Origin of the sequence: Neorhizobium tunisiense (genome assembly GCF_039631515.1) — a bacterium.
Lineage (GTDB): Bacteria > Pseudomonadota > Alphaproteobacteria > Rhizobiales > Rhizobiaceae > Neorhizobium.
Genome location: NZ_JBDIUU010000002.1, coordinates 243,069 through 269,329 on the forward strand (window position 1 = coordinate 243,069; position 26,261 = coordinate 269,329).

A 26,261-nucleotide genomic window follows, 5' to 3' on the forward strand; every position below is an offset into this window, starting at 1 on the left:
ATCAGCTGCCGAAGGCGCGGGAGGTGATTGCCGCGTCACCTGCGTCCGGGCCGTAATCGCCCTCGCCGGAGACGCCAAGCAGCTCCTGGAGGCGGGTGCGGGCGCGGGAAACACGGCTCTTGATCGTGCCGACGGCGCAGCCGCAGATCGCAGCCGCCTCTTCATAGGCGAAACCGGCAGCTCCCACCAGGATGATCGCTTCGCGCTGATCGTCGGGCAGCTTGTCGAGCGCCTTGCGGAAATCCTGCAGGTCGAGCCGGCCGTATTGTTCCGGATGGACTGAGAACCGCTCGCTGAACAGGCCGTCGCTATCCTGGACCTCGCGTCCGCGCTTGCGCATCTGGCTGTAGAATTCGTTGCGCAGGATGGTGAACAGCCACGCCCGCATATTGGTGCCGGCGGTGAAGCTGGTCTGGTTTGCCCAGGCTTTCATGATCGTATCCTGAACAAGGTCGTCCGCCTTGTCGTGCCGGCCTGTCAGGGATACGGCAAATGCACGCAGGTTGGGCAGCGACGCGAGAAGGTCGCGCTTGAAGCCGCGATCGTCGATCTCGTCTTCCTTACTCATTTTGCGTTCACCGGTTTGGCATTCTTCTCCGCTTGCTCCAGGCGCTCGAGAAGATCGAGAAAACGATCTGGAATCCCTTCTTCCTGTACCGCGTCGTAGAAGTCCCGTAACTTGCGGGAAATGGATGCGTTCGGCGGCACCGCTCCGGGTCGGACTTCGTGGGATTGGGTTTCTGTCATCTCTTCTTTTTTTCTGTTGTCGTCACTCATCACGCGGGCAGCCTGTTGCGATATCGTCGGGCAAAGGAATTCCTGGCGGCAAAAAAAGTTCCACTCTTGCGGAACTTTTTTTCCAGGCTCACGTTCATAACAGGTCAATTGCCCGCTGGGCATCGAGGGAGATTTTGTATGTCACTCACCACACGCGTTGCGTCTCACCTTCCATATCTGCGTCGGTATGCTCGCGCCGTCACCGGATCACAGACTTCGGGAGACGCTTATGTTGCCGCGGTCCTGGAAGCTTTGATCGCAGACGTTTCGATATTCCCCGAAACGTCCAAGGACCGTGTCTCGCTCTATAAACTGTTTGTTACAATTTTTGGTTCCACGAACATTGAGATTCGCCCCATCGAATCGCCGTTTGCCTGGGAGCAGCGCGCGGCAGCCAATCTCTCGATGCTTCCCTCTCAGTCTCGGCATGCGTTCTTGCTGGTCTCGGTCGAAGGGTTCAGCATCGAGGAAGCTGCCGAAGTCCTGGAAGTCAGCACCGCCGAGGTGAACCGCCTGCTCGACGACGCAACCCGCGAAATTTCGCGACAGGTGGCAACCGACATCATGATCATCGAGGACGAGCCGCTGATCGCGCTCGACATCGAGCAGATGGTGCAGGATCTCGGCCATCGCGTCACGGGCATTGCCCGCACTCACAAGGAAGCGGTGTCGCTCTTCCAGTCTTCGCACCCCAAAATGGTGCTCGCCGACATCCAGCTTGCCGACGGTAGCTCGGGCATCGACGCGGTCAACGAAATCCTGAAGTCGTCGAGCGTGCCGGTGATCTTCATCACCGCCTTCCCGGAACGGCTTCTGACCGGCGAACGGCCGGAACCGGCCTTTCTCGTCACCAAGCCGTTCAATCCGGACATGGTGAAGGCGTTGATCAGCCAGGCGCTGTTCTTCAACGAAGCCGTCAGGGCCGCCGCTTGATCCCATCGGCGGCGGTCGGGCTGGCAGGCCGGAACAATATACAACAGATGGGCGTTCTGGCGCATCCGAAGAGGGAAACCGATGTTGTATTATGCTCTTGTCTGCCTGCTCGTGGCGATCTTCACCGGTGTGCTCGGCTTCAGCGGCATTGCAGGAACGGCAACCGGTCTCGCCCAGCTCTTGTTTTTCCTGTTTCTCGCATTGCTGCTGATATCGCTGGTGGTCGGGTTGTTCCGGCGCGTTTGACGTCCTATAAAAGGCGGATAATCATGCTCATAAATGCGGGTATCTATGCGTTCAGCAGGCGCCCGGTTTTCCCAACTGGCCCGCGGACGGAGTGAGGAATTTGGTGCATCCCCTGACATGGCAGCAAGCTGGTCAGAGTGATGACAAGTTACGAGAATTTTTCATGCCGGCACTGGTGGATCTCGGCGCCAGCATCATGATTCAGGACGCCGGCCGAAATTACCTCTTCGTGACCCATCTTCCGGAAATCTGGGCTGTCGAGCATGTCAAGACCCCCACCGATGTCAGCCTGTTCGGCGAGGAGGTCGGGGCAAAGCTCGCGACCCTCAAGGATGCCATGACGGAAGCAGGGCGCAAGGGCCATATCGAGATTACCATCGGCACCGAGCAGATCTACGAGTTCCGCGTCCAGACGGTGGAATTCTCCAATGGCGGCCTGCATTTCCTCACCACGATCATTGACCGTTCCGAGGAGCGTCATCGCGAGCGTTTGCTGCGCGCGCTGCTGCGGGAAGTCAGCCACCGTTCCAAGAACCTGCTGGCCATCATCCAGAGCATCGCGCTGCAGACGGCACGGTATTCGGGCTCGCTGGAACTGTTTCTGCACAAGTTCCGGGGGCGGCTGTATTCCCTCTCGCAGAGCCAGGACCTGATCACCGATTCCAGCTGGCGCGGCGCTTATTTCTTCGAACTGGTGCAGCAGCAGACGGAAAAATACCTGCCCGAAAACAAACATCTGGTGCGCGTCCACGGCGACAATATTCTTCTGACGCCAAACGCTTCGCTGCATATCGGATTGGCGCTACACGAGTTGATCGTCAATGCGGTCAGCCACGGTTCGCTTTTGCGCAGCGGCAGGGTCATCAATGTCACGTGCACCCGCATGCATCTCAACGGCCATGACTCGCTCGAGATGATCTGGGACGAGGTGCTGGATGCCAGCCGGAGTTCCGAGGATACCGAGGACTCCCTGAAGGCGCATTTCGGCAGTACCGTCCTGGAACGTGTCGTGCCGGCTTCGGTCAACGGCAAGGCGCAATACGTCATTTCCAGCGATCGCATCAGCTATCGGCTGGTATTCCCGCTGGAAAGCGGCGGGGATTGAAGATTAGCCGGTAGTTCGTTGACGAGTAGTTTCTAGGATCTTGCAGAAGGCGGTTGCGAAAAGCTCGCCCTCGATCGCAGGGATACCACCCACTCCCCGCCATCTGCCCAAAACTGAGCTGGCCCGGTTCCGATTGACGGAGCCGAGCCAGTTCGTCTCTTCGAGGGGGATTGAAGAGTAGGTTCGAAGGCTTTGTAGGGCGGGGGACGGGGGGTCGCCTTCGAACATTGGTAAAACGAGCGCCCCGGAAATAAGTTCCGGGGCGTTCAAAAAAAATTTAGTGCTTGCGAAGCCAGTCGTCGACCTCCCGATCGGCCTCTGCCTGGGCCTTGCCGTAGCGCTCCTGGATCTTGCCTGCGAGCTGCTTGCGGTTGCCGGCGATCTTATCCAGATCGTCGCCGGTGAGCTTGCCCCACTGGGTCTGGACCTTGCCTTTGAACTGTTCCCAATTTCCTTCGACCTGATTCCAGTTCATTGCGTGTTCCTCCTGATTGCTGGCGGACGATCCCGCCAGTGGCCTAACCACGCTCCAGCCGTCCTGTTCCTGCCCTCGCCAACAAAAACGGCGGCCGAAGCCGCCGTTCTGAAGGATGTCAGCCGTGGTCAGTGTTTCAGTGCCCTCGGGTCGAGGGCGTCGCGGATCGCGTCGCCCATGTAGTTGACGCTGAGGACGGTCAGCGAGATCGCCAAGCCTGGCCAGAGCACGCGCGAGGGCGTCAGCTGGAGGAAGTTGGCGCCGTCGAACAACAGCCGTCCCCAGGTCGGGAAATCCGAGGGAAAGCCGAGGCCGAGGAAGCTCAGCGCGGATTCGGTGATGATCGCCGAGGCGATCCCCAATGTCGCGGAAACCATGATCGAGCTCAGCACGTTCGGCAGGATGTGCCTGAGGATGATGCGGTATTCCCGCATGCCGCTCGATTTTGCCGCCAGGATGAATTCCTGGCTTTTGACCGCCAGCACGTCGCCGCGCACGATGCGGGCGGTGTGCATCCAGCTGGTGATCCCGATCACGAAGACGATAAGGATGAAGATGCCGGTTTCCGGTCCGAACGCTGCCCGCAGGGTATCGCGGAACAGCATCAGGATGACGAGCAGCAGCGGCAGCAGCGGCAGAGCCAGGAACAGATCGGTGATGCGCATCAGCGGCCCGTCGAGCCTGCGGATATAGCCGGACACCACTCCGACCAGCGTTCCGAGGAAAAGCGCCAGCAGCATGGCCGTGATGCCGACCGCAAGCGAGATGCGGCCGCCGGCGAGCACCTGGGCAAGCATGTCCTTGCCCAGGTTGTCGGTACCGAACGGATGAGCCAGGGACGGCCATTGGTTCTTGTCGCGGATGTTGATGGCGTTCGGGGCCACGCGGTGGATATACGGGCCGACGAAAACCGCCAGGACTATGAAGGTAAAGACGATAAGCCCGACGACGCCGCCCCTATGGGCACGGAACTGGCGCCAAATGTCGGCGAAGGCGGATCGGGTGGGGGTTGCCGCCTTGGCGGGTGGCGTGGTTGTGAGCGTCGCATCAGTCATAACGGATCCTCGGGTCAAGAATGCCGTAAAGCACGTCGGCGATGAGGTTGAAGAGCACGATCAGCACCGCGAAGATGAAGGTCAAGGTCTGGACGAGCGGGATGTCGGCCCCCTGGACGGCGATGATCAGAAGTTGGCCGAGGCCATTCACGCGAAAGATCTGCTCGGTGATGATGGCGCCCGAGAAGATCGTCGGGACGCCGAGCGCGATCACGGTGACGACCGGGATCAGGCTGTTGCGCAGCACGTGGACGAGCAGGACCGATTTCTCCTTGACGCCCTTGGCGCGCGCCGTGCGCACATAGTCCTGATGCAGGTTGTCCAGCATCGAGGCCCGCACGAAGCGGGTGATCTGCGACGCGTTGAAGAGCGACAGGACCGTCACCGGCAGAGCCATCTGCTTGATCTGCTGAAAGAAGCTCGAGAAGTCGTTGACGACGAGATTGGTGTCATAGACCGACGGGAACCACTGGAGGTAGGAGGAGAAGATCACGACAAGCAGGACGCCGGTAAAGAAGGTCGGTACCGAGTAACCGACCATCGACAGGAAGGTGCCGATCTGGTCGAAGATCGAGTACTGCTTGTAGGCGGAGATAACCCCGATCGGAACGGCGATCAGCACCCCGAACAGATAGGCAAGGCCGACGACCCACAGCGTCTGGGGCAGGCGTTGGACAATCAGGTCGACGACCGGGCTTCTGGTCGCCCAGGACAGCACCCGCATGCGGTTCCCGTCGCCGAACTGCCAACCGGTCATGCGTTCGAGGATGTTGAGCGGTTCGTTGATGAAGAATTGCTGCAGCCAATAGAGGTAGCGGAAGAAGAACGGCTGATCGAGGCCGAGCGATGCGCGGATCTGTTCGCGGACCTCCGGCGGGATCGTCAACGGCAGGTCGCCGGTGGGATCGTTGGGTGCAAGATCAAGCAGCGCGAAAATGACGAAGCTGATAATCAGCAGCGTCGGGATTGCGAAGAGCAATCGCCGCAAGGTGTAGGTGAACATCAATAAGTCTCCCGACTAGCACGGAGAAGAAAATGCGGAGGTCGGGGCAGCCTCACTGGGCGGCCCGAGGCTCGGCATCACTTCCCGCGCGACCATGCGGCGATGTTCCACAGCTCGCTATCCCAGGCGTTCATCTTCACGCCGGCGAGCTTGAGAGAATGCGAGGAGACGCTACCGCGATGGACGAGCGGGATATGCGCGCCTTCCTCGGTCAGCATGTCGTTGAGCTGCTTGGCAAGTGCGGCGCGCTTGTCGAGTTCGGCGGTCTTCGAAAGCTCGCCGACCAGCTTGTCATAGGCCGGGTTGCAGTAGCGCGGGATGTTCTGACCCTGCCAGCCGTTCGCCGGGCCGGGAACTTTGTCGCACAGCCATTCTGCAAGATACTTTTCCGGGTCGGTGCCGTCGAAGTTGTTGGTGTACATTTCGACGTCGGCATAGAACTTCTGGAAAGTATCGGGGCTTGCCGGATCGCCGCCGAAGAAGACCGAGGCGCTGGCATTGCGCAGTTCTGCGCCGACGCCGATCTGCGACCACATGTCCTTCACCAGTTCCTGGGTCGCCTGGCGAACCGAGTTGGTGGAGGTTGCGTAGAGGTAGGAGAGCTTCACGCCGTTCTTGGCGCGGATGCCATCCGCACCCTTCTTCCAGCCGGCATCGTCAAGCAGCTTGTTGGCGGCCGCGATGTCCTGCTTCAGGCACCAGCTGTCGTTCTTGGTGGAAGCGACGGCGGCCGGGGCGGGAACGATGTTGCAGGTAGCCTTGCCGGCAGCGCCGTAACCGGCTTCGACGATGATGCTGCGGTCGATGGCGAGCGACAGCGCGCGGCGGACGGCGGGGTCGGAGAGCGACGGATGCGGGCCTGCCTCCTTGGTGGAGCGCTTGGCGCCGAGCGACGGATCGGCATTGTAGTGGTTGAGGTTGATACGCTCGACCTGGGTGCCGAATGCCGTTTCCAGCTTGCCCTTGCCGGCTGCGACCATCTTGGCAAGGATTTCCGGCTCCACCTGCATGTTCCAGGCATAGTCGTATTCGCCGGTTTCGAGAACGGCGCGCGCAGCGGACGCGGCGTCACCACCGCCCTTCAGGGTGACGGACGCGAAGGCAGGCTTTGCCGCATCGCGGTAGTTGGTGTTGGCGGTCAGCGTGATGACGTCGTTCGGCTTGAATTCCTTGACGACGAAAGGACCGGTGCCGATCGGGCCGAAGTTGGCCGAGGTGCAGCCCGGAGCCTTAGCGCCGACGCAGTTTTCGAACTGTTTCTTCTGGATGACCGGCGACTGCGCGCCGACGAAGGCGCTGTAGGGATAAGGCTTCGGTTCGGTGAAGGTGATCTTGACCGTCTGCGGATCGGGAGCCTCGACGCTCTTGACGCCCTCGTACTGGGCGGCCTGGGCGCAACCGCCGTCCGGCGCGATGCAGTATTTCCAGGTGAAGATGACGTCGTCAGCCGTAAAAGGCGTGCCGTCCGACCACTTGACGCCTGGCTTGATCTTCCAGGTCATGCTCATCAGGTCCTTGGCGACGCCGCCGTTCTCGACGGTCGGAATCTCGGTGACCAGGGTCGGCACAAGTGCGCCCTTCTCGTCGTAGCGGGCGAGCGGCTCGATGACCATCGAGGACGCGTAGACTTCCTTGGTGCCGCCGGAGAGGTAGGGGTTCATCGTCGAAACGGCCTGCCAGAACAGGATCTTCAGATCCCCGTCTGTGCCGCGGGCCGCATAGGCGGCCGAGCCTGCGAAGGCCAAGGCGGCTACGGTGCCTGCCAGAAGAAGTTTGAGGTTTTTCATGCTGCTATTCCCCTTATCGTTCTCTTATGAGTTGTGGTTGGGCATGCCGGTCAAGCCGGCTTTTTATGCCTCGGGACTGCGAAGTCGCCTTCCTCAACTTATTGACTTCGCAGCGTATTTCTTGTCCGTTCCTCCTCCGAAACTACCTTAAGAACAAGTTACATCCTGCCGCTTTTGGCGAGCATGATCAAATTTTGAGCCATCTAAGCATAGGCCTATTTTCCGTTCAAGCCGGAAAATTGAAGCTTGCAAAATCGTGTCTTCGCGTCGCAATATCCGCTCCGACCAGAGTGGGAAACAGCAAAAAAACAATGAGGTCTGCGTAATGCCAGTCATCAATCGCGTCGCGGAAATGCAGGATCAGGTCGCCGAATGGAGGCGCCATCTTCACGAGAATCCGGAGCTGCTCTACGACGTTCACGAGACCTCGAAGTTCGTGGCCGAGAAGCTCCGCGCCTTCGGCTGCGACGTCGTCGAGACCGGCATCGGCAGGACTGGCGTCGTCGGCATCATCAAGGGCAGCCAGGGCGGTGGGCCGGTGATCGGTTTCCGCGCCGACATGGACGCGCTGCCGATCCTCGAGACCTCCGGCAAGCCCTGGGCTTCCAAGACGCCCGGCAAGGCGCATTCCTGCGGCCATGACGGCCACACCGCCATGCTGCTCGGCGCGGCCCAATACCTTGCCGAGACCCGCAATTTCAAGGGTTCGGTCGCGGTGATCTTTCAGCCGGCGGAAGAGGGCGGCGCCGGCGCGCTGGCGATGATCAACGACGGCATGATGGAGAAGTTCGACATCCGCCAAGTCTACGGCATGCATAACGAGCCACGGCTTCCAGTCGGCAGTTTCTCCACCCGCAAGGGCGGCATCATGGCGGCCGCCGACACATTCGAGATCACCATCCACGGCCGCGGCAGCCATGCCGCGCAGCCGCACAATTCCATCGACCCGATCCTCATCTCCTCGCATATCGTGCTGGCGCTGCAGTCGATCGTCTCCCGCGAGACCGACCCCCTGAAATCACTCGTCGTCACCGTCGCCTCGATTCATGGCGGCGAGGCGAGCAACGTTATCCCGGCCTATGTGAAGATGACCGGAACGGTGCGCACGCTGCTGCCGGAAACCCGCGATTTTGCCGAGAAGCGCCTGAGCGAAGTGGCGCAGTCGACCGCGATCGCCCATGGCGCGACGGCCGACATCATGTATCGCCGCGGTTATCCGGTCACCTTCAACCACGACATCGAGACGGATTTTGCCGTTGAGGTCGCGGCCAAGGTTGTCGGACCCAAGGCCGTGCAGACAGGTATGGCGCCGCATATGGGTGCCGAAGATTTTTCGTACATGCTAGAGAAGCGCCCCGGCGCCTTCATCTTCATCGGCAATGGCGATACCGCCAGCCTCCACAACGCCGCCTACGATTTCAACGACGAGGCAATACCCTTTGGCGTCAGCTATTGGGTCACGCTCGCCGAAACCGCGCTCGCCGCCTGATCCGAAGGAGATTTCCATGCTGCTTTCCGGCACTTCCATGGAGCAGGGCGGCGGTTCGGTGACCCCGGTCCTGTCTGTCCGCAATCTGTCCACCTCGTTCCGGGTGAACGACGAATGGCGCACGGTGGTGCGCAACATCTCCTTCGACGTGGCACCGCGCGAGACGGTGGCGATCGTCGGCGAATCGGGCTCGGGCAAGAGCGTCACCTCGCTGTCGATCATGCGGCTGCTGCCGAAGAATTCGAGCAGGATCGAAGGCCAGGTCTTCCTCAACGGCCGCGAACTGCTGTCGCTTGAGGAAGAGCAGATGCGCCGCGTGCGCGGCAAAGACATCTCGATGATCTTCCAGGAACCGATGACCTCGCTCAACCCGATCTTCCCGATCGGCAAGCAGATCGCAGAGGCGCTGACCGTCCATACCGACATCAGCAATGCCGATGCGAAGGCCGAAGTCATTCGCCTGCTCGAAAAGGTGCGCATCCCGAACGCCTCGTCGCGTTTCGACGAATATCCGCACCAGTTCTCCGGCGGCATGCGCCAGCGCGTGATGATCGCCATGGCGCTTGCCGCCAGGCCGAAGCTGCTGATCGCCGACGAACCGACCACGGCGCTTGACGTGACGATCCAGGGCCAGATCCTCGATCTCATCAAGGTGCTGCAGGAAGAGGAGGGCATGTCGGTCCTGTTCATCACCCACGACATGGGCGTGGTGGCCGAGGTCGCCGACCGCACGATCGTCATGTATCGCGGCGATGCGGTCGAGACGGGCGAGACCAGCGACATTTTCCACCGCGGCCAGCATCCCTATACCCGCGCGCTTCTCTCCGCCGTGCCGCGGCTCGGTTCGATGGGCGAGCGCAAGCTTCCGCTGCGCTTCCCGATCGTCGATATCAAGACCGGCGAACAGCAGCCGCTCGCCGACGTGACCGACACGGTCGGCAAGGGCAAGACGCCGATATTGGACGTCAAGGACCTGACGACCCGCTTCGATATCCATTCCGGCCTGTTCGGCCGCAAGTCCGGCGCGGTCCATGCGGTCGAAAAGGTCTCCTTCAACCTGTTCCCGGGCGAGACGCTATCGCTCGTCGGCGAATCGGGCTGCGGCAAGTCGACCACCGGCCGGTCGGTCACCCGCCTGATCACGCCGACCAGCGGTGAGGTCACCCTCGACGGCTATGAGGTGATGAAACTCGACCAGTCGACGCTGCGCCAGATGCGCCGGTCGATCCAGATGGTCTTCCAGGATCCGTTTGCCTCGCTCAACCCGCGCATGAGCATCGGCTCGGCGGTCATGGAGCCTTATATCGAGCACGGCCTCGGCACCAAACAACAGGCCCGCGACAAGGCCGCCGGCCTGTTGGAGAAGGTGGGCCTTTCCGCCGACATGATGAAACGCTTCCCGCACGAGTTTTCCGGCGGCCAACGCCAGCGCATCGCGATCGCCCGCGCCCTGATGCTCGACCCGAAGATCATCGTCGCCGACGAAGCGGTCTCGGCACTCGACGTGTCGATTAAGGCGCAGGTCTGCAACCTGCTCCTCGACCTGCAGCAGAGCCTCAACCTCGCTTTCCTGTTCATCAGCCATGACATGGCGGTGGTCGAAAGGGTCAGCCATCGGGTAGCCGTCATGTATCTCGGTGAAATCGTCGAGATCGGCCCGCGCGCGGCGGTGTTCGAGAACCCGCAGCATCCCTATACGAGGAAGCTGATGTCGGCGGTGCCGGTGCCCGATCCGTCCCGCCGGCGGATCAAGCGCAACATGTCCACCGACGAGATCAAGAGCCCGATCCGTCCGGTCAACTACGTGCCGCCGAAGCGGGAATACCGCGAGGTGAGTGCGGGGCACGTGGTGCAGGTGGCGTAGGTTTTTCCGCGCCGCCAGTGATTGCTGAATTTGCCGGTCGCCCGGATTTCTGGTATCTTTGTGGTGCCAGAAATCCGGGCGATTGGCCGTCTTGATATGAGGATACTTTCTCGCATGAGCGATAAGGACACGATCCGGCAGCGCACTCTTGAAGCCGCGCATCTCCAGATGATCGAGGGCAATCCCCTCGATGCGGACGACATCGCTATGTTCGAAATGTTCGACCGAGAAGGATTTTCGACCGAAGAGCAGTTGGCTTATGTTCGCGAAGACCTGAAAAAGCGAATGCAGCAAAAGAAAGAGTCGATTGTTTCCGCTGTCGCCAGACGATAGCCAATGCCTCGATGAGCGACGATCCGTACGTCTATCCAGGTACGAAAATCTTACGAAACAAGCTGGATATCAGAGACCCCGTTGGGCTGGATTTTGCGGAGCGTCGGTTTTCGACCATTCGTGTCCGGCAAGGCATTCCGCGAGGCGATTTCGATCTCAAGCATCTGAAGACGATTCATCGCCATCTCTTCCAGGATATTTACGAATGGGCGGGGCAGGTGCGGACCGTCGAGATTTCCAAAGGCGAGAGCCAATTCCAGTTTCGGCAATATATCGAAACCGGAATGGCAGATGTTCACCGCCGCATCGTGAAATCCGATTTTCTGCGAGGTCTGGAGCGATCGGTATTTGCGACAGAAGCGGCCCGGATCATCGGCGACGTGAACTATGTCCATCCTTTTCGCGAAGGGAATGGCCGCACCCAGCTGCAATATTTGAAACAGCTTTCGGAGCGGGCAGGCCATTCGCTCGACTTGACGAAGGTCGACGCGGCTGGTTGGCTGGAGGCGTCGAAAGAGGCTCACCGTGCTCGATACGATCGCATGGGGCAGGTGATAGACGATGCGTTGCGCATGACGTGAGGGAGTGGTCATCACGAGGTTTCCTCTCAGGCATATCATAAAGTCGCATCGCCCCGCCACCGTTCTTCCAACCGTTTGACAGACTATCCGAAACCATGGCAGCAACAGGCGGAGGAGAATTTCTGCCATGGCAAAACGGTCTGATACGCAAGGGCGGCTCGATGATGCGGCGCGGGCCGGTTGGCTCTACTACGTCGCCGGGCGCACCCAGGACGAGATCGCCGCGGCCATGAGCATCTCCAGGCAGTCGGCGCAGCGGCTGGTGTCGCTGGCGGTTGCCGAACGGCTGATCAAGGTGCGCCTCGACCATCCGATCGCCGCCTGCCTGGAACTCGCCGAGGGCCTGCGCAAGAAATACGATCTCAAGCATGTGGAAGTGGTGCCCAGCGACCCGGCAGGGGTTTCCAGCACCGTCGGGATCGCCGAGGCGGGAGCCGCCGAGATCGAGCGCTGGCTGAAGCGCCCGGACCCGATCGTGATTGCGGTCGGCACGGGCCGCACCCTGAAAGCCGCAGTCGACCAGCTGCCGCCGATGGAGTGTCCGCAGCACCGGATCGTGTCGCTCACCGGCAATATCGGGCCGGACGGGTCGGCTGCCTTCTACAACGTCATCTTCTCGATGGCGGACGCGATCAAGGCGCGGCATTTCCCGATGCCGCTGCCGGTCCTCTGTTCCTCGGCCGAGGAGCGCGAGACCCTGCACGACCAGGCGCTGGTGCGCTCGACGCTCAAGCTCGGGGCGCAGGCCGATGTCACCTTCGTCGGCATCGGCGAACTTGGGCCCGACGGGCCGCTCTGCGTCGACGGCTTCCTCGGCAAAGAGGAGATGCTGAAGCTCGTCCAGGGAGGTGCGGTCGGCGAGATCTGCGGCTGGGTCTATGACAGCGAGGGCCGGCTTCTCGCCAATTCCATCAACGACCGCGTCGCCAGCGTGCCGATCCCTTCGCGGGAGACCTCCGCGGTCATCGGAATCGCTCAGGGGCGGAAGAAACTCCAGGCGATTTCCGCCGCGCTCAAGGGCAATATCATAAACGGTGTGATCACCGATGAGGCGACTGCAGAGCAATTGCTCTCACGCTGAGCAAAAATTATCCCTAGCCAAATCAACGGCATGACCTATCTGCGCTGCAATGCAGCGACGAATGGCGATTGACTTTTTGCGGCAATAAGTGGGTAATTGCCCATGAGCAAAGCGAATGCTCGTTACTCATCTTCTGGGAGGAAGATATGACATTGAAGACGATTTTGCTGGGCGCCTGCTCGGCGCTGGCGCTTGGCGGCCTTTTCTCTACCGCGGCCTCGGCTGAAACCCTCACCATCGCGACGGTCAACAACGGCGACATGGTCCGCATGCAGGGCCTGACTTCCGAGTTCACCAAGGCGAACCCGGATATCCAGATCAACTGGGTCACGCTCGAAGAAAACGTGCTGCGCGAGCGTGTCACCACCGACATCGCCACCAAGGGCGGCCAGTACGACATCCTGACGATCGGCAATTACGAAGTTCCGATCTGGGCCAAACAGGGCTGGCTGCTCGAGTTGAACAAGCTCGGCGACAAGTACGACACCAACGACATCCTGCCGGCGATCAAGGGCGGTCTGACCGTCAACGGCAAGCTCTATGCCGCGCCGTTCTACGGCGAGTCAGCGATGATCATGTATCGCAAGGACCTGTTCGAGAAGGCAGGCCTGAAGATGCCGGAAAACCCGACCTGGGAATTCATCGGCGATGCGGCCCGCAAGATCACCGACCGCAAGACTGACGTCAACGGCATCTGCCTGCGCGGCAAGGCCGGCTGGGGCGAGAACATGGCGTTCATCACGGCGCTCACCAACTCGTTTGGCGGCCGCTGGTTCGACGAAAAGTGGACCCCGCAATTCGACCAGCCGGAATGGAAGGCTGCGCTGCAGTTCTACGTGGACCTGATGAAGGATGCCGGCCCGGCCGGCGCTTCCTCGAACGGCTTCAACGAAAACCTGACCCTGTTCCAGCAGGGCAAGTGCGGCATGTGGATGGACGCCACCGTGGCTGCCTCCTTCGTTTCCAACCCGAAGGACTCCAAGGTTGCCGACAAGGTAGGTTACGCGCTCTTCCCGACCAAGGGCGAGTTGAAGAACCATGGCAACTGGCTGTGGTCGTGGAACCTCGCGGTCCCGAACTCTTCGAAGAAGGCTGACTCGGCGCAGAAGTTCATCTCCTGGGCAACCAGCAAGGAATACACCCAGCTCGTCGCTTCCAAGGAAGGCTGGGCCAACGTTCCTCCGGGCACCCGCACCTCGCTTTACAACAACGAGGAATACAAGAAGGCCGCCGCCTTCGCAGCGCCGACCCTTGCTGCGATGAACGCTGCCGACATCACAAAGCCGACCGTCAAGCCGGTGCCTTATACCGGCGGCCAGTTCGTCGCGATCCCTGAATTCCAGGCGATCGGCACGAATGTCGGCCAGCTGTTCTCGGCAGTCGTCGCCGGCCAGTCCACGGTCGCCGATGCGCTTGCCCAGGCCCAGACGGCTACGACGCGCGAAATGAAGCGCGCCGGTTATCCGAAGTAAGCTCCAGAGCCACGGCTGTCCGGCAATCCTGCGCCGGACAGTCGGATCTTGGCCGAGATCATCCGCCTTGAGGGTTTGAGGCGGGCCGGCGATCAGGCAGGGCGATCCTGCAACAACCAGATAACAACAAAAACCTGCATCCTGCGTCGGTCTCCTTCCCCAAAAGAAAAAGGCGCGGGATAACTGGAACGACCACGTTCCACGGGAGGGCGTCTGATATGGCAACGCAAAACACCAAGACGTTGGCGCGCCTGATGATGGCGCCCTCCGTTCTGCTTCTTCTCGTCTGGATGATCGTGCCGCTGGCGATGACGCTGTGGTTCTCGTTCCAGAACTACAATCTGCTCGATCCGTCCAATGTCAGCTTCACGGGTCTGTTCAACTACCAGTTCTTCTATACCGACCCGGCCTTCTTCCAGTCGATCTGGAACACGCTGGTCATCGTCGGCGGGGTGCTGTTGATCACCGTCATCGGTGGCATCGCGATCGCGCTGCTTCTCGACCAGCCCATCTTCGGGCAGGGCATCGTCCGCATCCTGATCATCTCGCCATTCTTCGTGATGCCGCCGGTTGCGGCGCTCGTGTGGAAGAACATGATCATGAACCCGAGCTACGGGGTGTTTGCGGATATCAGCCGTTTCTTCGGGCTGCGGCCGGTCGATTGGTTCGCGCAATATCCGCTGTTTTCGATCGTTGTCATCGTCGCCTGGCAATGGCTGCCGTTCGCCACGCTCATTCTGCTCACCGCGCTGCAGTCGCTCGACGGCGAACAGAAGGAGGCGGCGGAGATGGACGGCGCCAACTTCCTCAACCGCTTCATCTACCTGGTGGTGCCCCATCTAGCCCGGTCGATCACGGTCGTCATCCTCATCCAGACGATCTTCCTGCTCGGCGTCTATGCGGAAATCCTGGTCACCACCAATGGCGGGCCTGGTTACGCCTCGACCAACCTCGCCTTCCTGATCTACCGCACGGCGCTCCTCGGCTACGATGTCGGCGGGGCCTCGGCAGGCGGCATCATTGCAGTCGTGCTCGCCAATATCGTCGCCTTCTTCCTGATGCGCGCCGTCGGCAAGAACCTGGACCGGTAGGAGAAGATCATGGCACGCAACGTTACGACAAGACACAAGATCACCGCCACGGTCGCCGCCTGGATCGTCGCTCTGATCATCTTCTTCCCGATCCTCTACACGATCATCACCAGCATCAAGACGGAGCCGGAGGCGATCGCGGGCTTCAGCCTGTGGCCATCCGGCACGTTCGAGAACTACATCACGGTCCAGACCCAGCGCGACTACCTGAAGCCGTTCATGAATTCGGTGATCTTGTCGGTCGGCTCCACCATCCTGGCGCTGATCATCGCGATCCCGTCCGCCTGGGCGATGGCTTTCTCGCCGACCAAGCGCACCAAGGACATCCTGATGTGGATGCTGTCGACCAAGATGATGCCGGCGGTCGCGGTTCTGGTGCCGATCTACCTGCTGTTCCGCGATTTCGGCCTGCTCGACAGCCGCATCGGTTTGACGGTCATGCTGACGCTGATCAACCTGCCGATCGTGGTGTGGATGCTCTATACCTATTTCCGCGAAATTCCGGGCGAAATCCTGGAGGCGGCGCGGATGGACGGGGCCGGGCTCTGGCAGGAGATCGTCTACGTGCTGACGCCGATGGCGGTGCCGGGCATCGCCTCGACGCTGCTTCTCAACATCATCCTTGCCTGGAACGAGTCGTTCTGGACGATCCGGCTGTCGACCACCAATGCGGCGCCGCTGACGGCCTTCATCGCCTCGTTCTCCAGTCCGCAAGGCCTGTTCTGGGCAAAACTCTCGGCCGCCTCGACCATGGCGATCGCGCCGATCCTCATCCTCGGCTGGTTCTCACAGAAACAACTCGTTCGCGGCCTCACGTTTGGCGCGGTTAAGTAAGGAAAACGGACATGGGCAGCATCACGCTCCAAAAAGTGTCGAAAGTGTTCGGCGAAGCGAAGGTCATTCCTTCGATCGACCTTGAAATCAATGACGGCGAGTTCGTCGTTTTCGTCGGCCCGTCCGGCTGCGGCAAGTCCACGCTTCTGCGGCTGATAGCCGGGCTCGAAGACGTGTCCGGCGGCCAGATCCTGATCGACGGCAAGGACGTCACCCAGGCTGCCCCCGCCGAACGCGGTCTTGCCATGGTGTTCCAGTCCTATGCGCTCTATCCGCATATGAGCGTGCGCAACAACATCGCCTTTCCCTTGAAAATGGCAAAGATGGAGAAGTCCGCGATCGACAAGAAGGTGACGGACGCCGCCCGCGTGCTGAACCTCACCGATTATCTGGAACGCCGTCCCTCGCAGCTTTCCGGCGGCCAGCGCCAACGTGTCGCGATCGGCCGCGCGATCGTGCGCGAACCCTCGGCCTTTCTGTTCGACGAGCCGCTCTCCAATCTGGACGCCGCATTGCGCGGCACGATGCGTCTGGAGATCAGCGACCTGCATCACCAGCTCAAGACGACAATGGTCTACGTCACCCACGACCAGGTCGAGGCGATGACCATGGCCGACAAGATCGTCGTGCTCAATCGCGGCAATATCGAGCAGGTCGGTTCGCCGCTCGAACTCTACAAAAGCCCTCGTAACCTGTTCGTCGCCGGCTTCATCGGTTCGCCGCATATGAACTTCGTCGATGGCGCCTATGCGCAATCCAAGAGCGCCAAGACCGCCGGTATCAGGCCGGAGCATCTCATTCTTTCAAAGGACAGCGGCTTGTGGACCGGCACGGTGAAGGTTGCCGAACATCTCGGCGCCGACACGTTCCTGCATCTCGATGTCGATGGCATCGGGCAGATCACCGCCCGTGCCGGCGGCGAGTTCGGCGCCCAATACGGCGATCGGGTTTACCTCACGCCCGACGAAGCCAAGCTGCATCGGTTCGACGACAAGGGCATCGCCCTTCGCGCCTGAGCGCGAGACTGGAGTAAAGACAATGACTGTGAAGCTTTCGCTGGCGAGCTTGAAGGATGCTGCGGCCACCGCCGCGGTGCCGGCCTATGACCCCAAGGGCCTGACTGCCGGCATCGTGCATTTCGGCGTCGGCAATTTCCATCGCGCCCACCAGGCGATCTATCTCGACGACCTGTTCAACACCGGCAAGGCACATGACTGGGCGATCATCGGCGCCGGCGTCATGCCGTCCGACGGTGCCATGCGCGACAAGCTGAAAGCGCAGGATTTCCTGACCACCGTCGTCGAGCAGGACAACAACAGGACCGCCGCTCGCGTTACCGCACCGATGATCGACATCATCGCCCCCGGCGACGTCGCGACCCTGATCGAGACGCTGGCCGACCCGAACATCCGCATCGTTTCGATGACGATCACCGAGGGCGGTTATTTCATCGACGCATCGGGCGCGTTCAACCCGGCCCATCCGGTGATCGCCGAGGACGGGAAGAACCCTTCGAGCCCGAAGACCGTCTTCGGCCTGATTCTCGCCGGCCTCAAGGAACGCAAGGCGAGGGGGATCGCCCCGTTCACCATCATGTCCTGCGACAACATTCCCGGAAACGGGGAGGTAACAGAGAACGCCGTCATCGGGCTTGCCAAGCTTTCCAACCCGGACTTCGCCCATTGGATCCACGAGAACGTCGCGTTCCCAAGCTCGATGGTCGACCGCATCACGCCAGCTACGGGTAGCCGCGAGATCGATATCCTTAGGCAGGATTTCGGCATCGACGACAACTGGCCGGTGTTCTGCGAGGAATTCAAGCAGTGGGTGATGGAGGACAAGTTCCCCGCCGGTCGTCCGCGACTGGAAGAGGTGGGCGTCCAGTTCGTGCCGGACGTCGCGCCCTACGAGTTGATGAAGATCCGCATCCTCAACGGCGGCCATGCGGCGATCGCCTATCCGGCAGCCCTTCTCGACATCCATTTCGTGCACGAGGCGATGGAGCACAAGCTGATCCGCGCCTTCCTAGAAAAGCTGGAAAAGGACGAGATCATTCCGGTCATCCCGCCGGTGCCGAATACCAACCTCATCGACTATTACAAGCTGATCGAGCGGCGCTTCTCCAACCCCAAGATCGGCGACACCATTCCGCGGCTGGCGCAGGACGGCTCCAATCGCCAGCCGAAATTCATCCTGCCCTCGACCGCCGACCGGCTCGCCAAGGGGCAGGACATTGTTGGCCTGTCGCTGGTTTCGGCGCTGTGGTGCCGCTATTTCGCGGGTACCTCCGACAGCGGCAAGCCGATCGTCTTCAACGACGCCAGCGCCGACCGCCTGAACGCCGCGGCGCTGAAAGCCAAGGATAACCCGGACGCCTTCCTTGCGCTTGGCGATATTTTTGGAGACGTTGCGAAATCCGAGCTGTTCCGCACCCGCTTCGCGCATGCGCTGAAGACGCTCTGGGGGCAGGGGACGGCCAAGACGCTCGAGCTTTATCTCGGCGGCAAGCTGGTCAAATAGCGGGGAATGGACGTGCAACAGGCGGCGGGACCACTGGTGATCTTCGATTGCGACGGGGTCCTCGTCGACAGCGAGCCCGTCTCCGTGCGCGTGCTGGTCGATGCGCTGCGCCGAAAAGGGGTCGAGATGGATGCGGCGGAGGCCTATCGCCGCTTCCTCGGCCGCAGCCTCGGCACCGTCACCAAGGCGATGCGCGAGGAATTCGGCGTCGAGGCGGATGACGGTTTCCTCGAAGACATGCGCCACGATCTCTACGCCCGCTTCCGCGCCGAACTGCTGCCGATGCCCGGCATAACCGAAGCGCTGGACGCTTTGAATTTCCGTCGCTGCGTCGCATCCTCCAGCCAGCCGGAGCGCATCCGCCTGTCGTTGTCGCTGACCGGTCTGATCGACAAGCTGGAGCCGAACATCTTTTCCGCCACGATGGTGGAAAAGGGCAAGCCGGCGCCGGATCTCTTCCTGCATGCGGCAAGCGAAATGAGCGCCGATCCCAAAGACTGCATCGTCATCGAAGACAGCCCCGCCGGCATCGAAGCGGGCCACAGCGCCGGCATGTCGGTCTTCGCCTTCGTCGGCGGGTCGCATGCCAGCGTTCCGGGCTACCGGGAGCAGATCGATGCGCTTTCCCCGGAAGTCGTGTTTGACGCGATGCCGGATTTGATCCACCTTGTCCAAAAACATATAGAGGGTCGCTACGGCTCCGTTTCTTCGACCGCGCCTTAGTGCGATCCTTGAAACTGCCGGGCGACAGGGACAGGAAACAAATCCGGATGCGTGATCACCTCGTTGCGGTCGATATCGGCACGGGCAGCGCCCGCGCCGGCGTCTTTGATCGCCACGGGCGCCTGCTCGCCAAGGCGAAACATCCGATCGCAATGTTCCGTCCCAAACAAAATCACGCCGAACATGATTCCGAGGATATCTGGGCCGCCACCTGCCGCGCGGTGAGGGAGGCGATGACTGAGGCCGGCATAACCGCCGCCCGCATCGCCGCGATCGGCTTCGACGCCACCTGTTCGCTCGTTGCGCGCGACCGCGAGGGCCAGCCGCTCACGGTTTCAACGACCGGCAAGGCCAACCAGGACACCATCGTCTGGCTCGACCATCGGGCGATCAAACAAGCCGACCAGCTTTCGGCCACCGGCCACAAGGTGCTCGAGTTTTCCGGCGGTTCGCTGTCGCCGGAGATGGAAATGCCGAAGCTGATGTGGCTGAAACAGCAACTGCCGCAGACTTGGGCGAGGGCGGGCTATTTCTTCGATCTCGCCGATTTCCTCACCTGGAAGGCGACCGGCTCGCCCGCCCGTTCGCGCTGCACTCTGACTGCCAAATGGAACTACCTCGCCCACGAAAATCCCGGCTGGAGCGCCGACTACCTGGCGCTTGCCGGCCTTGGAGACCTGCTCGAAAAGGGCGGACTGCCGGATGATACGATCGGCGTCGGGACAAGCGTCGGCGGCCTCAGCCGTCGGGCAGCGGAAGAGCTCGGCCTCGACACGAAAGTGCAGGTGGCGCCCGGCATGATCGATGCCTATGCCGGTGCCTTTGGCGTGCTCGGTGGGGTTTCCGGCGGTGCTTCCGAAGGCTCCAAACTCGAAACCAGCGTGGCGCTGATCGGCGGCACGTCGAGTTGCATCGTCGCTTTTACCAGGGATTCCAAGCCCGGCCGCAGCCTATGGGGTCCCTATTACGAGGCGATCCTGCCCGGCCACTGGCTGGTCGAAGGCGGGCAATCGGCGGCGGGGGCGCTGCTCGACCATATCGTGCTGATGCACGCCGCCGGCGGCGAACCGACAGCGGAACTCCACGGCCGCATCATCGCCCGCGTCGGCGAGTTGCGCGCTGAAGCCGAGGGCGATATCGCGCCGAATCTCCACATTCTGCCGGATTTCCACGGCAACCGCTCGCCACTTGCCGACCCGCATGCGACCGGCGTCATCAGCGGGCTGACGCTCGACACGTCCTTCGATGGCCTCTGCCGGCTCTACTGGCGAACCTGCGTCTCGATCGCGCTCGGCATAAGGCACATTCTCGATGCGCTCTCGGATTACGGCTACCGCTTCGAAACCCTCCACGTCACCGGCGGCCACGTCAACAACCCGCTCCTGATCGAACTCTACGCCGACGTCACCGGCCGCAAGGTGGTGATCCCGGAAAACCGCGATGCCGTGCTGCTCGGCACGGCGATGGCGGCCGCCGTTGCCGGGGGCGTGTTCGGCTCGCTGTTCGAAGCGGGGCAGGCGATGGACGGCGGAGGGACCGAGTTGCTGCCGGACCCGGCGCGGGCCGAGCAATACGGGCGGGATTACCGACGGTTCCTGGCCATGGTCAGGCATCGGGAGGAATTGCGTGGGATAGCGTAGGCGGCTGCGTAGCGAGCTATCCTGCGGTCTAATAGTTCTCCAGCAGATGTGGCGCGTCCGGAGACCCGAAACGGGGCTGCACGCCGAGCAAAGGCGCTGATCGACCGATAATCTCCTTGATCATCGGGGCGGCGGTGGATGCCGCCGTGCGTCCGCCGTGTTCGCCTGTCTGTGGAGCGTCGATGATCGACAGTACGATGTATTTGGGCCTGTCCATGGGGAAGGCAGCGACGAAGGCATTGAAATTGATGTCCTTGGCATAACGTCCGTTAATCACCTTGTCGGCCGTGCCCGTCTTGCCGCCGACCTGGAAACCTTCGACCTGCGCGCCGCGTCCTGAGCCTTTCACGCCGTTCCAGGTGAACAGGTAACGCATGTCGGCGCTGGTGCCCGGCTTAATCACAGGGCGGGAAACCTGCTGTGCCTCTTCCCGGGAGCGGGGCAGAAAGGTGGGAGGAACAAGTGTGCCGCCGTTGATCAGAGCGGCGGCGGCAACCGCGGTCTGCAGCGGAGTGGTTGCCACGCCATGGCCGAACGAGATGGTGACCGAGTTGATCTTCTTCCATGTCTTCGGCTGGGTTGGCGTCGCCACGCCCGGCATCTCGGTTTCCATCCTGGAGAGGAGCCCGAGTTTCGTCAGGAACTGCTGGTGGCCCTCGATCCCGACCTTGTCGGCAACCGCCGCGGTGCCGATATTCGACGAATACTGGAAGACTTCGGAGATCGTCAGCTGCCGGTTCTTTCCGCGGAAGTCCTTGATGGTGAAACCGCCCATGCGGATCGGTCGCGATGCATCCACGACGGAGTTCAGGGTGATCTTGCCTTCGTCCAGCCCCATCGCCAGGGTGAAGCTCTTGAACGTCGAACCCATCTCGAATGTGGCGTTGCTTATCCGATTGAACCAGCCCTTCTCGTAGTCCTTGTCGATACTACCGTCAGGCAACATTCGGGACGGTTCGTTCGGATCGTAGTCTGGCACCGATGCCATCGCCAGGACCTCGCCGGTATCGACGTCGAGAACCACGGCACCCGCTGCCTCGGCCTTATAGGCGGTCATCGCGTTCGCGACCACCTGGCGGATGATATTCTGGACTCGGAGATCGATGGACAGTCTGACGGGCTCAAGCGGAGCTCCACCGGTCAGCCCGGCCAGGCGAAGATCGCCCAGACCCTGCTGGTCCATATAGCGCTCCATTCCCGCAAGGCCCTGATTGTCGACATTCACATGGCCGACGATGTGAGAGGCGGTCGCTCCGCCCGGATAAAACCGGCGTTTTTCCGGCCTGAAGCCGATGCCGGGAATGCCGAGGGCCATGATATCAGACTGCTGTTTGGGTGTGAGCTGGCGCTTCAGCCATTGGAATGCGGTCTGTGATCTCAGCTTCTTGTGAGTTTCGCTCCAGTCGAGGTTGGGGATGACGAAGGCAAGCTTTTCGACGACTTCGTCCGCATCGACGATCCTGCGCGGATCGGCGTAGAGCGAGATCATGTTGACGTCGGTGGCCAGCAGCGCTCCGTTGCGGTCGACGATGTCCGGCCTGGAGGGAACCGCGCTGCTGCCGATCATTCCCGTCACGGCCGGTTCGGCAAGGCCGTATTGGACAAGGCGCGCGCCGATGACGAAATAGACCGCAAGAAACCCGGCGATCAGGATCCCGAGCCGTTGTCTGGCTTCCTTTCTGCGGCTTGCGCGTGTGCCCAGGAAGGTCGCATTTTCGGTGGTGACATTGCTCTTTACGATGAAATGTGCACGGCTTCTGAGCCGGACGACAAAAGAGATCATTCCGAACAAATCCAAAAAACATATCAGCCGAAGGCGAAGCTTGAGCGGTAGTCCGCCGCGCGCTGCAGCCTGCACGTGGTTGACCCGGAAGCCAACAGCAGAGCGCGTGGGCGGGCCGGCATGTTTAAAGTTGCATTAATATACAATTAAAGTTGTATTCGATTGTATGGCGGAAAGTTAACCGACGTTTTGTCGGGCCGTAGACGTGCGGTGCCATCTCCCGTGTCTGCGCCGTTCCGTGTATCGCGCGGCGACGGCAATTTCGTCGCAGCCAGCCCTGCAACAAGGATTGCAGGGATACCACCCGGCCTTGCCACCCGCCTCCTTGCTCCTCCGCCTGCCAAAACCTACATGTCTCCCGCCAACCTGGAGACGCCGATGATTTTCGACGCCGCGAGACTTTCGCTCGCCAACCTCTTTGCACCGGAGACCCGCTCGGTCTTCTGGAAGACATTGGGCCTCACCGCCCTCGTGCTGATCGGCATCTGGTTCGGCCTGCGCGAGGTTTTCATCCTCTATGCCTGGGCGTGGTTCGCCGCTTTCTTCCCCGACCTGCCGGATTGGGCGGGATGGCTGACCCTGTTTGCGGCGATCTTCGCGGGCATCGGGCTGGCGCTGGCGCTCGCGTTGCTGATCGCCCCGATCACCGCCCTCATCGCCGGTCTGTTCCTCGACGATGTCGCGGAAGTGGTGGAAAAGCGGGACTATCCGAACGATCCGCCGGGCAAGGCGATGCCGCTAGGCCAGGCGATCATCGGCTCGATCCAGTTCCTGGGCGTCGTCATCGTCGGCAACATCATCGCGCTCTTCCTGCTGTTCATCCCCGGCATCAACCTGATCGCCTTCTTCCTGGTGAACGGCTACTTGCTCGGCCGGGAATTCTTCGAGTTCGCGGCGATGCGGTTCAGGACGCCTGCGGAAGCGCGCGCCTTCCGCTCGAAACATTCCTCCACCGTGTTCATGGCTGGTCTTCTGATCGCCTGTTTCCTGGCGATCCCGATCGTCAACCTCCTGACACCGCTGTTTGCCGCCGGCCTGATGGTGCATCTCCACAAGGCGCTCTCCAAGCGCGATCCCGGGTTCAGGCTTTAGGGCAGGCGGCGCCGAGCCAACTGCGCTTACTCGACAGCCTCGCCGATGAGCTGCTGCGGCAACTCGACAAGCGGCGCCGGTACGTCGACGGTCTTTTCCGGCGAGCGACACAGATCGGCGATCACGCACCGCTCGCATTCCGGTTTTCGCGCCTTGCAGCAATAACGACCGTGCAGGATCAGCCAGTGGTGGGCGTGGAAGAGATACTGGTCGGGGATCACCTTCAGGAGGTTCTCCTCAACTTCGTCGGGCGTCTTGCCCGGTGCCATCAGCAGCCGGTTGGCGATGCGGAAGACGTGGGTATCGACTGCGAGCGTCGGCACCCCGAAGGCCATCGACATCACCACATTCGCCGTCTTGCGGCCGACGCCCGGCAGGCGGATCAGTTCTTCGCGCGTTTTCGGCACCTGGCTGCCGAACTCGTCGATCAGCATGCGACAGAGGGCGATGACGTTCTTCGCCTTGTTGCGGTAGAGCCCGATCGTTTTGATATATTGGGTGACGCCCTCTTCGCCCAGCGCCAGCATCTTTTCCGGCGTGTCGGCGACCTTGAAGAGGGCTCTTGTCGCCTTGTTGACGCCGGCATCCGTCGCCTGCGCCGACAGCGCCACCGCCACGACCAGCGTGAACGGGTTCACGTGTTCCAGTTCGCCCTTCGGCTCCGGCCGCTGCACCGAGAAGCGGCGAAAGATCTCCTCCATCTCGGCTTTCGAATAGGCGGATTTGAAGCGTTTCGGCTTGGCCGCGCTCTTGCGCTCGGGCGCGTGATTTGACTTTTGCTGGGGGCTGGTTTTGGATTTGATCTTTGGAGTCGCCATATGCCTGTATAGGCATCCCGCAGGAGGGAAATCAACGTGGACGTTTCCGAGGATCAGCCTGTTTTTGCGGCCGAACTGACGCCCTACCGTTCGCTCGGCAGGACGGGCTTTCGCGTCGTGCTGGTGCTGGCGGGCAGCATCTGCCTTCTCTATGGCGGCTTTTTCCTGATCACCGGAGCTTATCCGATCGGCGTCTTCTTCGGGCTGGATTTCCTCGGCCTCTATATCGCGCTGAAGATGAGCTACCGGTCGGGGCAGGCCCGCGAGGAGGTCAGCGTGTCGCGCAGCAAGCTGTCGATCCGGAAATTCTCCCCGGCGGGGCGGATGGTGGAGCATCGCTTCAATCCGTTCTGGGCGCGCTTCAACGTCCGCCGGCACGAGGAATTCGGCATCACGTCGATGTCTGTGACGGGCGAGGGACGCGGCACCGATATCGGTTCCTTCCTCAATCCGGATGACCGGGAGAGTTTCGCAAGGGCTTTCAGGCGTGCGCTCGCAACCGTCAGGCAAAGGATCTGAACCGGCTGAAAAACCTACAGTCGGGGCAAGAAACGGGTGGTTTCGGCGAGGCCGAAGGGGCATTTAAGCAGCATATCAGTTGCACAGCGACTATTGCGCGCCCAAGGTCCGGATCGACCGGGGTGCGGCGCTGCAGAGGAGACAAGCCATGAACGCTCTCGCCCAGATCGATTCGCCACCCATCGACGTGACGCCCGATGGCTCCGACTACGAAACCGTCCGCCGCGTCATCGAGATGATCACGCTCGACTATCGCGACCAGCCGTCGCTCGAGGCGATCGCTTCCGAACTCGGGCAGTCGCCGACGCAGCTTCAGAAAGTGTTCACCCGCTGGGCCGGCCTGTCGCCGAAGGCCTTCCTTCAGGCGGTCACCCTCGATCATGCCAAGCGCCTGCTCGGCAAGGAGGAACTGCCGCTGCTTGAGGCCTCCTACGAGCTCGGTCTCTCCGGCCCCGGCCGCCTTCACGACCTGTTCGTCACCCACGAGGCGATGTCGCCCGGCGAATGGAAGGCGCGGGGCGGCGGGCTGACGATCCGCTACGGTTTCCATTCGTCGCCCTTCGGCGAGGCACTGGTCATGGCGACGGATCGTGGCCTCTCGGGCCTTGCCTTTGCCGATCTCGGACAAGAACAGGCGGCGCTCGATGACATGATGCGCCGCTGGCCGAACGCCGAATACGTTACCGACCAGGAGATGACGGCGCCCTATGTCGGCCGCGTCTTCGACCGTGCGAACTGGTCCTGCGACCAGCCGCTGAAAGTCGTGCTGATCGGTACCGACTTCCAGGTGCGGGTCTGGCGGAGCCTGTTGAAGATCCCGTTCGGCAAGGCCGTAACCTATTCCGACGTCGCCAACGACATCGGCCAGCCGACCGCCAGCCGCGCGGTGGGTGCGGCCGTCGGGGCGAACCCCATCTCGTTCGTGGTTCCCTGCCACCGGGCGCTCGGCAAGAGCGGCGCGCTGACGGGGTATCACTGGGGACTGACGCGCAAGCGGGCGATCCTGGGCTGGGAAGCGGGAAACGCGTAAGCGGCCGAAC

General features: G+C 61.5%; 26 protein-coding genes. 18 read left to right on the forward strand and 8 right to left on the reverse strand.

Features of this window, described 5'->3' with window-relative positions:
• Position 1 precedes the first annotated feature (1 nt).
• Together ABCW43_RS10240 and ABCW43_RS10245 are read right to left on the reverse strand one after the other, a co-directional pair.
• Positions 2-568 (reverse strand): RNA polymerase sigma factor, encoded by a 567-nt coding sequence (locus ABCW43_RS10240; protein WP_037077490.1) that lies wholly within the window; start codon positions 566-568, stop codon positions 2-4.
• Positions 565-747 carry a NepR family anti-sigma factor gene (locus ABCW43_RS10245; protein WP_345925409.1) on the reverse strand — a complete coding sequence of 61 codons (183 nt, stop codon included), beginning with the start codon at positions 745-747 and terminating at the stop codon, positions 565-567. The genes ABCW43_RS10240 and ABCW43_RS10245 overlap by 4 nt, the downstream gene beginning before the upstream one ends.
• Positions 748-915: 168 nt before the next feature.
• Here ABCW43_RS10245 and ABCW43_RS10250 point away from each other — a divergent pair, with 168 nt between their 5' ends.
• From ABCW43_RS10250 to ABCW43_RS10260, 3 genes are all read left to right on the forward strand, one after another.
• Positions 916-1,710, forward strand: a complete 795-nt coding sequence (locus tag ABCW43_RS10250; protein WP_345923838.1) for a response regulator — start codon at positions 916-918, stop codon at positions 1,708-1,710.
• An 81-nt stretch (positions 1,711-1,791) separates the two neighbouring features.
• Positions 1,792-1,956 carry a DUF1328 domain-containing protein gene (locus ABCW43_RS10255; protein WP_345923840.1) on the forward strand — a complete coding sequence of 55 codons (165 nt, stop codon included), beginning with the start codon at positions 1,792-1,794 and terminating at the stop codon, positions 1,954-1,956.
• Between the two features lie 163 nt (positions 1,957-2,119).
• Entirely contained in the window at positions 2,120-3,061 is a 942-nt protein-coding gene (locus ABCW43_RS10260) for a sensor histidine kinase (RefSeq protein ID WP_345923842.1), read from the forward strand.
• A gap of 277 nt (positions 3,062-3,338) precedes the next feature.
• On the opposite strand, the gene ABCW43_RS10265 is transcribed toward ABCW43_RS10260, so the two are convergent.
• From ABCW43_RS10265 to ABCW43_RS10280, 4 genes are all read right to left on the reverse strand, one after another.
• Positions 3,339-3,536, reverse strand: coding sequence for a CsbD family protein (locus ABCW43_RS10265; RefSeq protein WP_345923844.1), 198 nt, complete (start codon positions 3,534-3,536; stop codon positions 3,339-3,341).
• A gap of 128 nt (positions 3,537-3,664) precedes the next feature.
• Positions 3,665-4,591 (reverse strand): ABC transporter permease, encoded by a 927-nt coding sequence (locus ABCW43_RS10270; RefSeq protein ID WP_210008299.1) that lies wholly within the window; start codon positions 4,589-4,591, stop codon positions 3,665-3,667.
• Positions 4,584-5,594: an ABC transporter permease gene (locus ABCW43_RS10275; RefSeq protein ID WP_210008300.1), complete on the reverse strand. Its 1,011-nt coding sequence runs from the start codon at positions 5,592-5,594 to the stop codon at positions 4,584-4,586. The genes ABCW43_RS10270 and ABCW43_RS10275 overlap by 8 nt, the downstream gene beginning before the upstream one ends.
• 77 nt (positions 5,595-5,671) lie before the next feature.
• The gene (locus tag ABCW43_RS10280; RefSeq protein ID WP_345923850.1) at positions 5,672-7,381 is read right to left on the reverse strand and encodes a peptide ABC transporter substrate-binding protein; all 1,710 of its coding nucleotides are present in this window, start codon (positions 7,379-7,381) and stop codon (positions 5,672-5,674) included.
• Positions 7,382-7,706: 325 nt separating this feature from the next.
• On the opposite strand from ABCW43_RS10280, the gene ABCW43_RS10285 reads away from it, so the two are divergent.
• From ABCW43_RS10285 to ABCW43_RS10340, 12 genes are all read left to right on the forward strand, one after another.
• Positions 7,707-8,870 (forward strand): M20 aminoacylase family protein, encoded by a 1,164-nt coding sequence (locus ABCW43_RS10285; RefSeq protein ID WP_345923852.1) that lies wholly within the window; start codon positions 7,707-7,709, stop codon positions 8,868-8,870.
• A gap of 16 nt (positions 8,871-8,886) precedes the next feature.
• Positions 8,887-10,734, forward strand: coding sequence for an ABC transporter ATP-binding protein (locus ABCW43_RS10290; protein WP_345923853.1), 1,848 nt, complete (start codon positions 8,887-8,889; stop codon positions 10,732-10,734).
• Between the two features lie 114 nt (positions 10,735-10,848).
• Complete coding sequence (locus tag ABCW43_RS10295) at positions 10,849-11,067, forward strand: hypothetical protein (protein WP_046628993.1); 219 nt, start codon at positions 10,849-10,851, stop codon at positions 11,065-11,067.
• Positions 11,068-11,078: 11 nt separating this feature from the next.
• Positions 11,079-11,648: a Fic/DOC family protein gene (locus ABCW43_RS10300; RefSeq protein ID WP_345923857.1), complete on the forward strand. Its 570-nt coding sequence runs from the start codon at positions 11,079-11,081 to the stop codon at positions 11,646-11,648.
• A gap of 127 nt (positions 11,649-11,775) precedes the next feature.
• Positions 11,776-12,729, forward strand: a complete 954-nt coding sequence (locus ABCW43_RS10305) for a sugar-binding transcriptional regulator (protein WP_345923859.1) — start codon at positions 11,776-11,778, stop codon at positions 12,727-12,729.
• 146 nt (positions 12,730-12,875) lie between these two features.
• Positions 12,876-14,201, forward strand: a complete 1,326-nt coding sequence (locus ABCW43_RS10310; RefSeq protein ID WP_345923861.1) for an ABC transporter substrate-binding protein — start codon at positions 12,876-12,878, stop codon at positions 14,199-14,201.
• Between the two features lie 218 nt (positions 14,202-14,419).
• Entirely contained in the window at positions 14,420-15,292 is an 873-nt protein-coding gene (locus ABCW43_RS10315) for a carbohydrate ABC transporter permease (RefSeq protein ID WP_345923863.1), read from the forward strand.
• Between the two features lie 9 nt (positions 15,293-15,301).
• Positions 15,302-16,126 carry a carbohydrate ABC transporter permease gene (locus tag ABCW43_RS10320; protein WP_046629001.1) on the forward strand — a complete coding sequence of 275 codons (825 nt, stop codon included), beginning with the start codon at positions 15,302-15,304 and terminating at the stop codon, positions 16,124-16,126.
• An 11-nt stretch (positions 16,127-16,137) separates the two neighbouring features.
• Entirely contained in the window at positions 16,138-17,142 is a 1,005-nt protein-coding gene (locus ABCW43_RS10325; RefSeq protein ID WP_345923866.1) for an ABC transporter ATP-binding protein, read from the forward strand.
• A gap of 22 nt (positions 17,143-17,164) precedes the next feature.
• On the forward strand, positions 17,165-18,646 hold the full coding sequence (locus ABCW43_RS10330; RefSeq protein ID WP_345923868.1) for a mannitol dehydrogenase family protein: 1,482 nt from the start codon (positions 17,165-17,167) through the stop codon (positions 18,644-18,646).
• A gap of 12 nt (positions 18,647-18,658) precedes the next feature.
• Positions 18,659-19,369, forward strand: a complete 711-nt coding sequence (locus ABCW43_RS10335) for an HAD family hydrolase (protein WP_445738939.1) — start codon at positions 18,659-18,661, stop codon at positions 19,367-19,369.
• Positions 19,370-19,416: 47 nt separating this feature from the next.
• A complete protein-coding gene (locus ABCW43_RS10340; RefSeq protein WP_345923872.1) occupies positions 19,417-21,009 on the forward strand; it encodes an FGGY-family carbohydrate kinase in 1,593 nt (530 codons plus the stop codon).
• Between the two features lie 28 nt (positions 21,010-21,037).
• Here the strand turns inward: ABCW43_RS10340 and ABCW43_RS10345 are convergent, their stop codons facing one another.
• Complete coding sequence (locus ABCW43_RS10345; protein WP_345923874.1) at positions 21,038-22,792, reverse strand: peptidoglycan D,D-transpeptidase FtsI family protein; 1,755 nt, start codon at positions 22,790-22,792, stop codon at positions 21,038-21,040.
• Between the two features lie 378 nt (positions 22,793-23,170).
• Between ABCW43_RS10345 and ABCW43_RS10350 the strand changes: the two genes are divergently transcribed.
• Positions 23,171-23,884, forward strand: coding sequence for a sulfate transporter family protein (locus ABCW43_RS10350; RefSeq protein WP_345923876.1), 714 nt, complete (start codon positions 23,171-23,173; stop codon positions 23,882-23,884).
• A gap of 26 nt (positions 23,885-23,910) precedes the next feature.
• Here the strand turns inward: ABCW43_RS10350 and nth are convergent, their stop codons facing one another.
• Entirely contained in the window at positions 23,911-24,702 is a 792-nt protein-coding gene (gene nth, locus ABCW43_RS10355; protein WP_345923878.1) for an endonuclease III, read from the reverse strand.
• A gap of 36 nt (positions 24,703-24,738) precedes the next feature.
• Between nth and ABCW43_RS10360 the strand changes: the two genes are divergently transcribed.
• Both ABCW43_RS10360 and ABCW43_RS10365 read left to right on the forward strand, forming a co-directional pair.
• Positions 24,739-25,221 (forward strand): DUF2244 domain-containing protein, encoded by a 483-nt coding sequence (locus ABCW43_RS10360; protein WP_345923880.1) that lies wholly within the window; start codon positions 24,739-24,741, stop codon positions 25,219-25,221.
• 148 nt (positions 25,222-25,369) lie between these two features.
• Positions 25,370-26,251, forward strand: a complete 882-nt coding sequence (locus ABCW43_RS10365) for a methylated-DNA--[protein]-cysteine S-methyltransferase (RefSeq protein WP_345923882.1) — start codon at positions 25,370-25,372, stop codon at positions 26,249-26,251.
• Positions 26,252-26,261: the final 10 nt, after the last annotated feature.

Coding starts and splice junctions, on each gene's coding strand:
- nth (WP_345923878.1), bottom strand. CDS start 24,702: ATGGCGACTCCAAAGATCAAATCCAAAACCAGCCCCCAGCAAAAGTCA.
- ABCW43_RS10315 (WP_345923863.1), top strand. CDS start 14,420: ATGGCAACGCAAAACACCAAGACGTTGGCGCGCCTGATGATGGCGCCC.
- ABCW43_RS10275 (WP_210008300.1), bottom strand. CDS start 5,594: ATGTTCACCTACACCTTGCGGCGATTGCTCTTCGCAATCCCGACGCTG.
- ABCW43_RS10340 (WP_345923872.1), top strand. CDS start 19,417: ATGCGTGATCACCTCGTTGCGGTCGATATCGGCACGGGCAGCGCCCGC.
- ABCW43_RS10350 (WP_345923876.1), top strand. CDS start 23,171: ATGATTTTCGACGCCGCGAGACTTTCGCTCGCCAACCTCTTTGCACCG.
- ABCW43_RS10260 (WP_345923842.1), top strand. CDS start 2,120: ATGCCGGCACTGGTGGATCTCGGCGCCAGCATCATGATTCAGGACGCC.
- ABCW43_RS10270 (WP_210008299.1), bottom strand. CDS start 4,591: ATGACTGATGCGACGCTCACAACCACGCCACCCGCCAAGGCGGCAACC.
- ABCW43_RS10325 (WP_345923866.1), top strand. CDS start 16,138: ATGGGCAGCATCACGCTCCAAAAAGTGTCGAAAGTGTTCGGCGAAGCG.
- ABCW43_RS10255 (WP_345923840.1), top strand. CDS start 1,792: ATGTTGTATTATGCTCTTGTCTGCCTGCTCGTGGCGATCTTCACCGGT.
- ABCW43_RS10265 (WP_345923844.1), bottom strand. CDS start 3,536: ATGAACTGGAATCAGGTCGAAGGAAATTGGGAACAGTTCAAAGGCAAG.
- ABCW43_RS10345 (WP_345923874.1), bottom strand. CDS start 22,792: ATGATCTCTTTTGTCGTCCGGCTCAGAAGCCGTGCACATTTCATCGTA.
- ABCW43_RS10365 (WP_345923882.1), top strand. CDS start 25,370: ATGAACGCTCTCGCCCAGATCGATTCGCCACCCATCGACGTGACGCCC.
- ABCW43_RS10300 (WP_345923857.1), top strand. CDS start 11,079: ATGAGCGACGATCCGTACGTCTATCCAGGTACGAAAATCTTACGAAAC.
- ABCW43_RS10290 (WP_345923853.1), top strand. CDS start 8,887: ATGCTGCTTTCCGGCACTTCCATGGAGCAGGGCGGCGGTTCGGTGACC.
- ABCW43_RS10280 (WP_345923850.1), bottom strand. CDS start 7,381: ATGAAAAACCTCAAACTTCTTCTGGCAGGCACCGTAGCCGCCTTGGCC.
- ABCW43_RS10320 (WP_046629001.1), top strand. CDS start 15,302: ATGGCACGCAACGTTACGACAAGACACAAGATCACCGCCACGGTCGCC.
- ABCW43_RS10240 (WP_037077490.1), bottom strand. CDS start 568: ATGAGTAAGGAAGACGAGATCGACGATCGCGGCTTCAAGCGCGACCTT.
- ABCW43_RS10295 (WP_046628993.1), top strand. CDS start 10,849: ATGAGCGATAAGGACACGATCCGGCAGCGCACTCTTGAAGCCGCGCAT.
- ABCW43_RS10245 (WP_345925409.1), bottom strand. CDS start 747: ATGACAGAAACCCAATCCCACGAAGTCCGACCCGGAGCGGTGCCGCCG.
- ABCW43_RS10330 (WP_345923868.1), top strand. CDS start 17,165: ATGACTGTGAAGCTTTCGCTGGCGAGCTTGAAGGATGCTGCGGCCACC.
- ABCW43_RS10285 (WP_345923852.1), top strand. CDS start 7,707: ATGCCAGTCATCAATCGCGTCGCGGAAATGCAGGATCAGGTCGCCGAA.
- ABCW43_RS10310 (WP_345923861.1), top strand. CDS start 12,876: ATGACATTGAAGACGATTTTGCTGGGCGCCTGCTCGGCGCTGGCGCTT.
- ABCW43_RS10305 (WP_345923859.1), top strand. CDS start 11,776: ATGGCAAAACGGTCTGATACGCAAGGGCGGCTCGATGATGCGGCGCGG.
- ABCW43_RS10250 (WP_345923838.1), top strand. CDS start 916: ATGTCACTCACCACACGCGTTGCGTCTCACCTTCCATATCTGCGTCGG.